Raw genomic sequence first — 13,255 nt, forward strand, 5'->3', positions numbered from 1 at the left:
CAAGCGGCTGTATGAGGACAATGTGAACGGCAAAATCAGCGACGAGCGTTTCATGGAACTGTCGGCAGACTATGAGCAGGAACAGCGGGAACTGAAAGACCGCGCCGCCGCTTTGCAGGAGGAACTTTCCAAGTCGCAGGCCGCCACCGTCAATGCGGAAAAGTTTATGGGTATCGTCCGAAAGCACCTTGCCTTTGAGGAATTGACCCCCACCCTCTTGCGGGAGATGATTGAGAAAATCGTCGTGCATGAGTGCAGCTATGACGAGAACGGCACCCGCAGGCAGGACATTGAGATTTATTACAGCTTTGTCGGCAAGATTGACTTGCCCGAAGCCTAACGCCCGACCTATCCGACACAACGCGCGAGTGCCGGATAGGAACGGCAAAATTTTTTACACTTCTATTACTTCTTTATCGCACATCAGTAAAGTCCCAGGGCATGAAGCAGCTCATGGCTGGCGCTGGCGTCGCCGTGGTCGGCATGGTCCTCGTACCCCTGCTTTCCGGCCTGTTCACCGTCTGATCGTTCCCATCGTTAAGCTGTCATAAGAAATCCTTGCCGCCCCTGCCCCCAAGCGGGGGCGGCTGAAAGGAGGTTGACACCGTATGGATTTCTTACTCGATGCCCTTACTGACTGGCTCAAGGAAATGTTGGTAGGCGGCATTATGAGCAACTTATCGGGGATGTTCGATAGCGTGAACCAGCAGGTCGCAGACATTGCGACGCAGGTGGGCCAGACCCCCCAGGGCTGGAACGGGAGTATTTTCAGCATGATCCAGAACCTCTCCAACTCCATCATGGTGCCGATTGCTGGCGTGATCTTGGCTATCGTGATGACGCTGGAGCTGATTCAGATGATTACCGACAAGAACAACCTGCATGATGTGGACACCTGGATGATCTTCAAGTGGGTGTTCAAATCTGCCGCCGCCATCCTCATTGTCACCAATACCTGGAACATCGTGATGGGCGTGTTTGACGCCGCCCAAAGCGTGGTGACGCAGGCGGCGGGCATCATCGGTTCCGACGCTTCCATCGACATCTCCTCTGTCATGACCGATATGGAGTCCCGGTTGATGGATATGGACCTGGGGCCGCTGTTCGGCCTGTGGTTCCAATCCATCTTTATCGGCATTACCATGTGGGCGCTTTACATCTGCATTTTCATTGTCATTTACGGCAGAATGTTGGAAATATATTTGGTCGCATCGGTGGCCCCCATCCCTATGGCTACCATGATGGGCAAGGAATGGGGCGGTATGGGGCAGAACTATCTGCGCTCGTTGATCGCCCTGGGCTTCCAGGCATTTCTCATCATCGTCTGTGTGGCGATCTACGCCGTGCTGGTGCAGAGTATCGCCACCGAATCCGACATCATTATGGCCATCTGGAGCTGTGTGGGCTATACGGTCCTGTTGTGCTTTACGCTCTTTAAGACCGGCAGCCTCGCAAAATCCGTGTTCAATGCACATTAACCAGGAAGCCTGCAAATAAAAAGTCAAGCCCGAAACAGGACTTGACGGAAGAAAATTTTGCAGTCAGCAGGTAGAGAAAAAGGGTAAGACAAAAAAGCCGCCGCAAAAGCGCCGACCTAAGAGGTCAGATAACAGTTGGTTACTCCGTGTGCTGTAAGCCGGTAGAATCCGTGTCCACAGGCGGCAGATTCTCCAAGGTGGCAAAGTAGTTCATAACTGTGGCGTAATACCGTCGCAGGAACTTGTTTCCAGCAGCAGTCATGTAGACATAGTAAGGTTTTCCTTCGGCTCGCTTACGATCAAGGAACTGGTATACAGGCTCATCCTGTGGCGAGCATTTCAGGTAGATTCCCATGATGTTAAATAAGGTCTTTCGCAAATAGGGAGAGCCACGCTTTGAGGATTTGTTGCTGCGAACATTCTTTTCGCCGGACTGGTTCGGCATGGGGTCAATGCCGGCAAAGGCAACGAGAGACTGCTTGCGCTCAAAACGGCGCACATCCCCAATCTCAGCCATGAGCTGCGGGCCGAGAGATTCCCCAACACCGTACATCTCCATGATGACCGGATATTCCGGCAACTGGGATGCAAGCTTATTCATCTCGCTGCGGTAGGTTTCCACAGAACGAGAGATTGCCGTAAGTTGGTTGGCAGCTTCCTGTAGAAGCGTTTTTGTAAGAGGTGTTTTCTGTACCAATACAACAGCAGACTTTGCCAGAGCGTAGATCTCGGCGGCTTTTCCTGCATTGAAGTTGTAGTGGTTGCGTTTGCACCACTTGCGGTAACGTTCTGTGAAGGTATTCTGGCTGCCACTACGGACACAGTCAACATGATAGAAGTCATGGGTGAAATCCACCCACTTCTGCGTGCCATCGCTGCGTACAGGGCTGTCAAAGAGCTTGCGTATACCGGGAAAAGACTGTTCCTGGAGGGCAATCAGATTGTTTGCGGTAGCAGTTTTCTGCTTGGAGGCCAACTGGAACTGACGGTTCAGAGTTTTCAGGTCATATCGAATCGTGTCCATAGGAGTATAGTCTCTTAATTCCACCCAGTTGTCAAGAGCGTATCTGGCGATCTTCATGGCGTCTGCCTTGTCGGTCTTGACCCTGCGGAGGGAGTTGTTGCCGTATTCCTTGATGAGCAAAGGGTTGACTGCTGAAACGAAAAGTCCGGCTTCATGGAGAGTCTTGGCTACGCTCTCATAGTAGCGTCCGGTGTGCTCCATGACTACCCGTGTTTCGCCGTCAATGGACTTCAACTGCTCTGCAAGAGCTGTCAGAGCCTCGGCGTTGTGCTGCACATCAAAGGGTACTTCAACGACCTCACCAAAGGGACGGAGAACTGCGACGGTGCTCTTTCTACTGGAAATATCAATTCCTGCTGCGTTCATGCTCATCTCTCCTGATAGAAATATTATGCAATGGACAGAAGCCATCTTTACCCATAGCCGATTCTATCTGTTTGCTGACACGAACACTCAGGCTCTACCTGCACAAATCGAACGCTGCGAATGAGAGGATGGCTGACTGACTTTCTGACGGACATGAAAGCCCTTGGAGGTGAAGGTCAGACCATTACCTTCCCATTCTAACAGCTTAGGCAACGAGATGTCCCATGCCTATGGCTGGTTGCCATAAATCAAGGGGCAAATATATAGTAACAGGAGGTAATCCCTTTGGCTTATGTACCCGTACCCAAGGACCTTACGAAAGTCAAAACCAAGGTCGCGTTCAATTTAACCAAGAGGCAGCTGGTCTGCTTCGGCGGCGGGGCGCTCATCGGCGTACCGCTTTTCTTTTTGCTCCGGGGGCCTGTGGGAAACAGCGTGGCTGCCATGTGTATGATGCTGGTCATGCTGCCCTTCTTTCTGATGGCAATGTATGAGAAGCACGGCCAGCCCCTGGAAAAGATCGTGGGCAACATCATCAAGGTGGCCGTTATCCGCCCCAAACAGCGCCCGTATAAGACCAACAATTTCTATGCCGTTCTGGAACGGCAGGAAAAACTCGACAAGGAGGTGTATGACATTGTTCACCGCAACGAAAAACCGGCAGGCCGATAAGGATGGCAAACAGCCGCCGGTTTCCAAGAAGAAACGATTGTCCCGTGCCGACAGAAGGCAGATCGAGGCCGCCATCGCCCGTGCCAACCGCACAGACCGGAAAGAGAAGTCGGCCCAGGACAGCATCCCCTATGAGCGGATGTGGCCGGACGGCATCTGCCGGGTGGCAGACGGCCATTACACCAAGACCATCCAGTTTCAGGACATCAACTATCAGCTCTCGCAGAACGAGGACAAGGCGGCAATCTTCGAGGGCTGGTGCGATTTCCTCAACTACTTTGACAGCTCCATTCAGTTTCAGCTGTCCTTTTTGAACCTGGCAGCCTCCGAGGAGACCTTTGCCCGTGCCATCAACATTCCTCTCCAGGGCGATGATTTTGACACCATCCGGGTGGAGTACATGACCATGCTGCAAAACCAGCTGGCAAAGGGCAACAACGGCCTTATCAAGACCAAATACCTCACATTCGGGGTTGACGCCGACAGCCTCAAGGCCGCCAAGCCTCGTCTGGAGCGCATTGAGACCGACATTCTCAACAACTTCAAGCGCGTGGGCGTGGCTGCCGAGGCCCTGGACGGCAAGGCGCGGCTGGCGCAGCTTCACGGCATTTTCCACATGGATGAACAGGTGCCGTTCCGTTTTGAATGGGAGTGGCTGGCTCCGTCCGGTCTGTCCACCAAGGACTTCATTGCGCCGTCCAGCTTTGAGTTCCGCACCGGCAAGCAGTTCCGTATGGGTAAGAAATACGGGGCTGTTTCTTTTTTGCAGATTCTCGCACCGGAGCTGAATGACCGGATGCTGGCGGATTTCCTGGACATGGAATCCAGCCTGATCGTCAGCCTCCATATCCAGTCCGTGGACCAGATCAAAGCCATCAAAACGGTCAAGCGGAAAATCACCGACCTGGATAAATCCAAAATCGAGGAGCAGAAAAAGGCCGTCCGCGCCGGATATGACATGGACATCATTCCCTCCGACCTTGCCACCTACGGTGCCGAGGCCAAGAAGCTCTTGCAGGATTTGCAGAGCCGGAACGAGCGAATGTTCCTTGTGACCTTCCTGGTGCTGAACACGGCGGACAATCCCCGGCAGCTGGACAACAATGTGTTCCAGGCCAGCTCCATTGCGCAGAAGTACAACTGCCAGCTGACAAGGCTTGACTTCCAGCAGGAAGAAGGGCTGATGTCCGCGCTGCCCCTGGGCCTCAATCAGATCGAGATTCAGCGGGGGCTGACCACCAGTTCCACGGCTATCTTTGTGCCGTTTACAACCCAGGAGTTGTTCCAGAGCGGCAAGGAGGCGCTGTACTACGGTATCAACGCCCTGTCCAACAACCTCATCATGGTGGACCGCAAGCTGCTCAAAAACCCCAACGGCCTGATCCTCGGCACACCGGGCTGCTTCGATGGAGAGACCCGTATCCTGCTGGCGGATGGGTCCACCCCGACCTTTGCCGAGCTGGTGGAGGCCGGTATCACGGAAGCAATGGTGAAAGCCTATGACTACGATACCGGCGAGATCGTGGACGCCAGGGCCATAGACATCCGCATTGAAAAATATGTGGACGAGCTGAAGGTGATCGAGCTGGAGGACGGGACCCGGCTGTGCTGTACGGACACCCACCTGATTATGGACGCAGATGGTCAGTTTATCGAGGCGAACAAAATCACGGATGGCCAGCGGCTCAGCGGCGGTCATGTGGCGGTCCGGGTGGCCTTTCAGCGGCTGCCGGAAAAAGTGCCGGTCTATGATCTCACCGTACCCAAGTACGGGAATTTCCTGCTGGCCAACGGCTTGATCGTTCACAACAGCGGCAAGAGCTTTTCGGCCAAGCGCGAGATCGCCAACTGCTTCCTGCTCACCAATGATGACATCATCATCTGCGACCCGGAGGCCGAGTATGCGCCCCTGGTGGAGCGCCTGCATGGGCAGGTCATCAAGATTTCGCCCACCAGCAGCAATTACATTAACCCGATGGACCTGAACCTGGACTATTCGGACGATGAAAGTCCGCTGTCCCTCAAGTCCGACTTCATCCTGTCCCTGTGTGAGCTGATCGTGGGCGGCAAAGAGGGCTTGCAGCCGGTTCAGAAAACCATCATTGACCGCTGTGTGCGGCTGGTCTATCAGACCTATCTCAATGACCCCCGCCCGGAGAATATGCCCATCCTGGAGGACCTTTACAACCTGCTGCGGGCGCAGGACGAGAAAGAGGCGCAGTACATCGCCACGGCGCTGGAAATCTATGTGACCGGCTCTCTCAATGTGTTCAACCACCAGAGCAATGTGGACATCAACAACCGCATTGTCTGCTACGACATCAAGGAGCTTGGCAAGCAGCTCAAAAAGATCGGTATGCTGGTGGTCCAGGACCAGGTGTGGAACCGCGTCACCATCAACCGCGCCGCCCACAAGTCCACCCGCTACTACATCGACGAGATGCACCTGCTTCTGAAAGAGGAACAGACCGCCGCCTACACGGTGGAGATTTGGAAGCGGTTCCGTAAGTGGGGCGGTATCCCCACCGGCATCACGCAGAATGTCAAGGACCTGCTTTCTTCCCGCGAGGTGGAGAACATCTTTGAAAACTCCGACTTCGTGTATATGCTCAACCAGGCGGGCGGGGACCGGCAGATTCTCGCCAAGCAGCTGGGCATTTCCCCGCACCAGCTGTCCTATGTGACCCACTCCAGCGAGGGCGAGGGCCTGCTGTTCTATGGCTCAACGATTCTGCCTTTCGTGGACCACTTCCCCAAGAATACCGAGCTGTACCGCATTATGACCACCAAGCCCCAGGAACTGAAAAAGGAGGATGAATGACCATGAAACCCAACACCGAACTGGATACCATGATGTTTTTTGATGATGCCCTGGAGGGCGAGCGCACCCAGCTGCTCACCGAGCTGGCCGATGCCGTCAGCGAGACCCGCACGGCGGCGGATCAGGCTGCGGAGCTGAACGAGGACGGCGAGGCGGGCCTGCTGCGCCTGACGGAAATCTGGTGCGCCATGAACGGCGTTCCCGCTGTCATCATCTTCGAGGGCGGCCAGTCCGAGCTGCTGGCCAATGTGGTGGCGCAGATCTACGCCCATCTGCTCCAGCACCCCTCCCATGACCCTGTGGGGCTGGCCGTCTATGTGGAGCTGCGCTACATGACGGCCTCTCTGATGATGGGGAACTGGTTTGACTAAGGAGCCGCGCCTGCGCTTTACGGACGAGGAGCGGGCTGACCCGGCGATGGAGAAGCCCATCCGTAAGGCGGACAAGGCCGCCGCCAAAGCGGATAAGGCGCAGGCCAAAATCCCGAAAAAACAGATCCGGCAAAAGACGGTGGACCCGGAGACCGGCAAAGTGACCACCAAGCTGGTGCTGGAGGACAAGAAGAAGCCGCCCTCCAAGCTGTCCCATGCGGTGCGGGATACCCCCGCCAATGCCGCCCTGGGGAAAGTTCACAAGGAAATCCGGGAGACCGAACAGGACAATGTGGGCGTGGAGAGCGCCCACAAGTCCGAGGAGGCTGCTGAGACCGGCGCACGGTTGGTTCGGGAGGGCTACCGCAGCCACAAGTTGAAGCCCTACCGCAAGGCAGCCCAGGCCGAGCAGAAGCTGGAGAAGGCCAATGTAAACGCCCTGTATCAGAAGTCCCTGCGGGAAAATCCCCAGCTTGCCAGCAACCCCATCTCCCGCTGGCAGCAGAAGCAGGCCATCAAGAAGGAATACGCTGCCGCCAAGCGCGCCGGTCAAGCTGCCGGGAATACCGCAAGCGCAGCCCAAAAGACCGGCAAGGCCGCCAAGACGGTCAAGGAGAAGGCCCAGCAAGCGGGCGCGTTTATCATGCGCCACAAAAAGGGCTTTTTGATTGCGGGCGCGATCTTCCTGCTGGTCTGTATGCTGCTCAATACCATGTCCTCCTGCTCCATGATGGCGCAGAGCATCGGTTCTGTGGTGTCCGGCACCACCTATCCGTCGGATGACCCGGAGCTGGTAGCGGTGGAGGCGGACTACGCTGCCAAGGAAGCGGCGCTGCAAGCCGAGATCGACAACATCGAAAGCAGCCATCCGGGGTATGACGAGTACCGCTATGACCTCGATATGATCGGGCATGACCCCCATGAGCTGGCGGCCTATCTGTCCGCTGTCTTGCAGGGCTACACCAGGCAGAGCGCCCAGGCAGAGCTGGAGCGCGTGTTCGACGCACAGTATGAACTGACGCTTACCGAGGAAGTGGAGATACGATACCGCACCGAAACTTCCACGGACCCCGTGACCGGCGAGACGACCACCGAGGAAGTCCCGTATGAGTATTACATTCTGAATGTGAAGCTCACCAGCAAGCCCATATCTTCCGTGGCTTCGGAGCTGCTGACCCCGGAACAGCTGGAAATGTACCAGGTGTACCGGCAGACGCTGGGCAACAAGCCGCTGATCTTCGGCGGCGGCTCCCCGGATATGAGCAATTCCGAGGACCTGACCGGCGTGGTATTCGTCAACGGCACCCGCCCCGGCAATCAGGCCGTGGTGGATATAGCCAAAAGTCAGGTGGGCAATGTGGGCGGCCAACCCTACTGGAGCTGGTACGGCTTCAATTCCCGTGTGGAATGGTGCGCCTGCTTCGTGTCCTGGTGCTACGGCCAGATGGGGCTGTCCGAGCCGCGCTTTGCCGCCTGCCAGTCCCAGGGCATCCCGTGGTTCCAGTCTCACGGACAATGGGGCGGGCGTGATTACGCCAATATTGCCCCCGGCGACGCTATCTTCTTCGACTGGGACCTGGATGGCAGCGCCGATCATGTGGGCCTTGTGGTCGGCACAGACGGCAGCCGGGTCTACACCGTGGAGGGCAATTCCGGCGACGCCTGCAAGATCAAGAGTTATTCCCTGTCCTACGAGTGCATCAAGGGCTACGGCCTGATGAACTGGTAAGGTCGATTCATGAGAAAGGAGTGATTGATTATGGCTAAGAACAAAATCCAGCGCATTGACCAGGAGATTGCCAAGGTCCGCGAGAAGATCGCGGAGTACCAGGACAAGCTGAAAACCCTGGAGGCGCAGAAAACCGAGGCGGAGAACCTGGAGATCGTCCAGATGGTGCGCGCCCTGCGGCTGACCCCGGAGCAGCTGAACGCTATGCTCTCCGGCGGCACAGTCCCCAGCATGGCCGCTGCCTCCGCCGACTACAACGAACAGGAGGACACCGACCATGAAGAATAAGAGAATTTTCAAGAGCCTTTCGGCCCTCTGCGCCGCCCTGGTGCTGATGATGGGCCTTTCCGTGACCGCCTTTGCCCAGGGAACGGACCAGCCCCCGGCAGAGGACGCCACCAACGATGCCAATGTGGTGGTGGAGGAAACCGAGGACAGCCCGGCCCTGACCCCGGAGGGCAACGCCGCTCTGGTGGATGATTTTGGCGGAAATAAGCAGCTTATCACCGTCACCACCAAGGCAGGCAACTACTTCTACATCCTCATTGACCGGGCCAACGAGGACAAGGAAACCGCCGTCCACTTCTTAAACCAGGTGGATGAAGCCGACCTGATGGCGCTGATGGAGGACGGCCAGACCACCCAGGGGCAGCCCGCCACCTGTACCTGTACGGAGAAATGTGTGGCCGGTGCGGTGAATACGGCCTGCCCGGTGTGCGCCACCAATATGAGCGTCTGCACGGGCAAGGAGCCGGAACCGGAGACCCCGGAGGAAACCCCGGAGCCGGAGGAACCGGCGCAGAACGCCACGGGGCTGAATCCGGCCCTGCTTTTGGCTGTGCTGGCCCTGCTGGGCGGCGGCGGTGCCTTTGCCTACTTCAAATTCATCAGGAATAAGCCCAAGACCAAGGGCAACGACAATTTGGACGATTACGACTACGGCGAGGACGATACCGACCAGGAGGACGAGGACCCCTGGGAGAGTGAGGAATCCGACGAGCCGGACGCTGACGGGGGCGGCGACGAGGAAAGCGAGGACAAGGCGGATTGACCCGCTTCACCGACAGCCCCTATGAACGCATGATGACACGCAGGCCGGAGGGCGGGAAGGAAACTTCCCGCTCTCCCTCTTTATCTCCCGGCCACCCCTGTTATGGCTGTGGAAATTACCGTGACGGTCAGCCCTGCGTGGGATTCTGCCACCGGCAGCTGACCGCATGGCTGCGGGAAAGGAGGATGAAAAACCATGAAACTGGTGATCGCTGAGAAACCGTCCGTTGCCCAAAGTCTGGCCGCCGTGATCGGGGCCACCGCCCGCAAGGACGGCTATCTGGAGGGCAGCGGCTGGCGAGTGAGCTGGTGTGTGGGCCATCTGGCTGGGCTGGCGGATGCCGATGCCTATGACCCGGACTACGCAAAGTGGCGCTATGACGATCTGCCCATTCTGCCGGACCATTGGCAGATGGTGGTGGGCAAGGACAAAAAGAAACAGTTTGATGTGCTGAAACAGCTGATGAACGCCCCGGATGTGACCGAGGTGGTTAATGCCTGCGACGCTGGGCGCGAGGGCGAGTTGATTTTCCGCACAGTGTACTGCATGGCAGGCTGTACCAAACCTATGAAGCGGCTCTGGATTTCCTCGATGGAGGATTCGGCTGTCAGGGAAGGCTTTGCGAACCTGCGCCCCGGTGCGGACTATGACGGCCTGCGGGATGCGGCCCTCTGCCGCGCCAAGGCGGACTGGCTGGTGGGTATCAATGCCACCCGGCTGTTTTCGGTGCTGTACCACCGGACCCTCAACATCGGGCGTGTCATGTCCCCGACGCTGGCCCTTATTGTCCAGCGGGAGGCCGAGATCGACACCTTCAAGCCGGTGCCGTTTTACACGGTCACACTGGAACTGCCCGGTTTCACCGTTTCCGGGGAGCGCATGGCGGACAAGGCCGCCGCCCAGCAGCTGAAAACGGCCTGCCAGGGTGCAGATGCTACGGTGAAAAAGGTGGATCGCAAGGAAAAATCCGAGAAGCCGCCCGCCCTCTATGACCTGACCACCCTCCAGCGGGACGCCAACCGGCTGCTGGGGTTCACAGCCCAGCAAACCCTGGACTATTTGCAGAACCTCTATGAAAAGAAGCTCTGCACCTACCCCCGGACAGACAGCCGTTACCTGACTTCGGATATGGCAGTGAGCCTGCCGGAGCTGGTCCGGCTCACTGCTGGGGCGCTGCCCTTTTCTGCTGGTATGGAGCTTGCCTGCAATGCGGCACAGGTCATCAATGACAAGAAAGTGACCGACCATCATGCAGTGATCCCTACCCGCAACCTCCAGGGCGCGGACCTGACCGGCCTGCCGGTGGGCGAAAAGGCGGTGCTGGAGCTGGTGGCCCTGCGGCTGCTGTGCGCCGTTGCCCAACCCTATACCTTTGCGGAGACCGCCGCCACGGTGGAGTGCGCCGGTGCGGAGTTTACCGCCAAGGGCCGCACAGTGAAAAATCACGGCTGGCGGGCGCTGGACGCTGCCTACCGCGCTGGGCTGAAAAATGCGGAGCCGGACAAAGAAACCGAGGACAAGACGCTACCGGAGCTGATGGAGGGCCAGAGCTTGCCCCTTTCCGGCGCTGCTGTCAAGGAGGGCAAGACCACTCCGCCCAAGCACTTCACCGATGTAATACACTTTGAGAGTAGGCAGTGGAAATATTCAAAATGCAAAGGAGCAGGATAGCAATGAAAATCAAGGATAAGAGATTTAAAATCACAGCTTTATACGAGCGACTCTCAAAGGATGATGAGGTGCAGGGAGAGTCAAACAGTATCGTCAATCAGAAGCGGATGTTGACACAGTATGCAGAACAGCATGGGTATGTGAATATCGAGCATTACACGGATGACGGATGGACTGGTACAAACTTTGACAGACCCGACTGGAAGAGAATGCTTGCGGATATTGAAGCAGGCAAGGTGGGAACAGTCATTGTAAAGGATATGAGCCGTATCGGTAGAGATTATTTGCAAGTGGGATTTTACACAGAAGTCATGTTTCGGGAAAAGGGAGTGCATTTTATAGCGATTTCCAATGGTGTTGACAGCGAACGCAGGGAGAGTGCAGAATTTGCCCCATTCTTGAATATTATGAACGAGTGGTATGTGCGTGATACCAGTCGGAAGATAACAACGGTGTTAAAGGCAAGAGGTATGAGTGGGAAAGCACATACAACCAACCGCTGTTGCTATGGATATAAAAAGAGTGCAGATAACCCCGATAAATGGATAATTGATGAAGAAGCTGCCGAGGTTGTTCGTAGGATATTTAATATGTGTCTGAACGGGAAGGGACCCTATCAGATTGCAAGGGAACTGGCAGAGGATAAGGTGGAAAGGCCCGAATATTATTTGGGCATTCGTGGCAGGGGAGTTAATACAAAATCCTTTGATATGGAACATCCGTATATGTGGAGAGGTGGCACTGTTAAGACCATATTAACAAGAATGGAATACACTGGATGTACTGTTAATTTTAGAACAAAAAAGGAGTCGTACAAGGATAAGCGCCCTACTAAAGTAGACTCATCCGAATGGATTATCTTTGAAGATACCCAAGAACCGATTATCGACAAGCATACATGGGAAACAGTGCAGAAGCTGTTAGATACTCCAAGAAGAAAAGGTGTATTTGAGGAGAATAATCCTCTTACCGGTAAAGTGTTTTGTGCAGATTGTGGAGCAAAAATGTATCATCACAGAAATGCGCAGGGAATATGGAAAAAGAATTATTTTAAGGCAGGGGAGATGATATATCATGCACCCGAAGATAGGTACGATTGCTCCAACAATATAAGAGGTAGACAGCGTTATGAAAAATTGTGTTGCAGTCATTCCATTACCACAAAGGCACTGGAAACGCTTGTGTTGGAAACCATAAAAAGAACTTGTGATTATGCAGTGGAGAATGAAGCAGAATTTAGAGAAAAGGTATGCAGTATTTCCGAAGAACAGCAGGGTGAATTGTCAGTAAGACTGGAGAAAAGGCTTGCCCAAAAGCAGAAGCGAGTGAGTGAAATCAATCGTCTTATTAAGAAACTGTATGAGGACAATATCAGCGGTAAACTGAATGATAAACGCTTCAATACCATGCTTAGTGATTATGAGTCGGAGCTTGAAGCGTTGGAAGAGGATATTGAAAGAGATAATGCTGAATTAGAGGGCATGTGTGCTAAGAAAACGGATGTGGATGTATTTATGGAGCTTGTTAAGAAGCACATGGCATTTGATGAACTGACACCAGCCATATTGAACGAATTTGTTGATAAAATTATGGTCTATAAGGCAGTCGGAAGTGGAGCAAACAGAATGCAGGATGTAGATATTTATTTGAATTATATCGGCAGATTTGTAGTTCCTGAAGTGGTTGTGGAGCTGACGGAAGAAGAGAAACTGGCAGAAGCTAAAAGGCAGGAAAAACTTGAGAAAAAGCGAGCAAGTAACCGCAAATATATGGCACGAAAAAGAGAAGAAGCGAGGAAAGCGTGGGCAGAAATAGAAGCGGAGAAAGCAAAGGTAGTAGGTCATTAATTATCGTGAATTTGCGATTGTGAAAATGGCAGACGAGGAAATTATCAAGTGAATAATAAGGAATGGTTTTGCTACGATATTTAACGAGCAAAATCAGAATAAAAGGGCATTCAAAACGGACAGTGGAACATGTTTGTAGTGGATGTCTTTTTTGTGGTCTTGTCGGTGCAACCTTCCCTTCCCCTTCCTTCTCTTTCTCTTCCTAGAGAAAAAAGCGAAAAAGAA

10 protein-coding genes and 2 pseudogenes are annotated in these 13,255 nt (G+C 54.7%); 11 read left to right on the forward strand and 1 reads right to left on the reverse strand.

The annotated features are described in order from the left end of the window. The 3 genes and pseudogenes from B5E82_RS16900 to B5E82_RS16910 form a co-directional block, all read left to right on the forward strand. Nucleotides 1–340: DUF4368 domain-containing protein (locus B5E82_RS16900; RefSeq protein ID WP_140393177.1), on the forward strand; the 340-nt coding region annotated here is incomplete at its 5' end. Between the two features lie 89 nt (nt 341–429). Beyond that, nucleotides 430–525: pseudogene (locus B5E82_RS18755) on the forward strand (Maff2 family mobile element protein); the annotation flags it as partial. A gap of 83 nt (nt 526–608) precedes the next feature. Next, a complete protein-coding gene (locus B5E82_RS16910) occupies nt 609–1,478 on the forward strand; it encodes a VirB6/TrbL-like conjugal transfer protein, CD1112 family (protein WP_087308705.1) in 870 nt (289 codons plus the stop codon). 139 nt (nt 1,479–1,617) lie between these two features. On the opposite strand, the gene B5E82_RS16915 is transcribed toward B5E82_RS16910, so the two are convergent. Continuing rightward, nucleotides 1,618–2,868 (reverse strand): IS110 family transposase, encoded by a 1,251-nt coding sequence (locus tag B5E82_RS16915; RefSeq protein WP_140393179.1) that lies wholly within the window; start codon nt 2,866–2,868, stop codon nt 1,618–1,620. A gap of 285 nt (nt 2,869–3,153) precedes the next feature. On the opposite strand from B5E82_RS16915, the gene B5E82_RS16920 reads away from it, so the two are divergent. The 8 genes and pseudogenes from B5E82_RS16920 (at nt 3,154) to B5E82_RS16960 (ending at nt 13,030) form a co-directional block, all read left to right on the forward strand. Next, nucleotides 3,154–3,540, forward strand: a complete 387-nt coding sequence (locus B5E82_RS16920) for a PrgI family protein (RefSeq protein ID WP_087308707.1) — start codon at nt 3,154–3,156, stop codon at nt 3,538–3,540. Then, nucleotides 3,500–6,361 (forward strand): VirB4-like conjugal transfer ATPase, CD1110 family, encoded by a 2,862-nt coding sequence (locus B5E82_RS19025; protein ID WP_087308708.1) that lies wholly within the window; start codon nt 3,500–3,502, stop codon nt 6,359–6,361. Before B5E82_RS16920 ends, B5E82_RS19025 begins: the two co-directional genes overlap by 41 nt. Beyond that, on the forward strand, nt 6,358–6,732 hold the full coding sequence (locus B5E82_RS16930) for a DUF3851 family protein (RefSeq protein WP_442911317.1): 375 nt from the start codon (nt 6,358–6,360) through the stop codon (nt 6,730–6,732). The genes B5E82_RS19025 and B5E82_RS16930 overlap by 4 nt, the downstream gene beginning before the upstream one ends. After that, a complete protein-coding gene (locus tag B5E82_RS16935) occupies nt 6,725–8,461 on the forward strand; it encodes a CD1108 family mobile element protein (RefSeq protein ID WP_087308710.1) in 1,737 nt (578 codons plus the stop codon). Before B5E82_RS16930 ends, B5E82_RS16935 begins: the two co-directional genes overlap by 8 nt. A 30-nt stretch (nt 8,462–8,491) precedes the next feature. Beyond that, the gene (locus B5E82_RS16940) at nt 8,492–8,749 is read left to right on the forward strand and encodes a DUF4315 family protein (RefSeq protein ID WP_087308711.1); all 258 of its coding nucleotides are present in this window, start codon (nt 8,492–8,494) and stop codon (nt 8,747–8,749) included. Then, on the forward strand, nt 8,739–9,512 hold the full coding sequence (locus B5E82_RS16945) for a DUF4366 domain-containing protein (protein WP_087308712.1): 774 nt from the start codon (nt 8,739–8,741) through the stop codon (nt 9,510–9,512). The genes B5E82_RS16940 and B5E82_RS16945 overlap by 11 nt, the downstream gene beginning before the upstream one ends. A 195-nt stretch (nt 9,513–9,707) precedes the next feature. Then, nucleotides 9,708–11,126: pseudogene (locus tag B5E82_RS16955) on the forward strand (DNA topoisomerase); the annotation flags it as partial. Nucleotides 11,127–11,185: 59 nt separating this feature from the next. Next, nucleotides 11,186–13,030 carry a recombinase family protein gene (locus tag B5E82_RS16960; RefSeq protein ID WP_087308715.1) on the forward strand — a complete coding sequence of 615 codons (1,845 nt, stop codon included), beginning with the start codon at nt 11,186–11,188 and terminating at the stop codon, nt 13,028–13,030. The last annotated feature ends 225 nt before the right edge of the window (nt 13,031–13,255 follow it).

This window comes from Lachnoclostridium sp. An138 (assembly GCF_002160765.1).
In the GTDB taxonomy this organism is placed as follows: Bacteria; Bacillota; Clostridia; order Lachnospirales; family Lachnospiraceae; genus Laedolimicola; species Laedolimicola faecalis.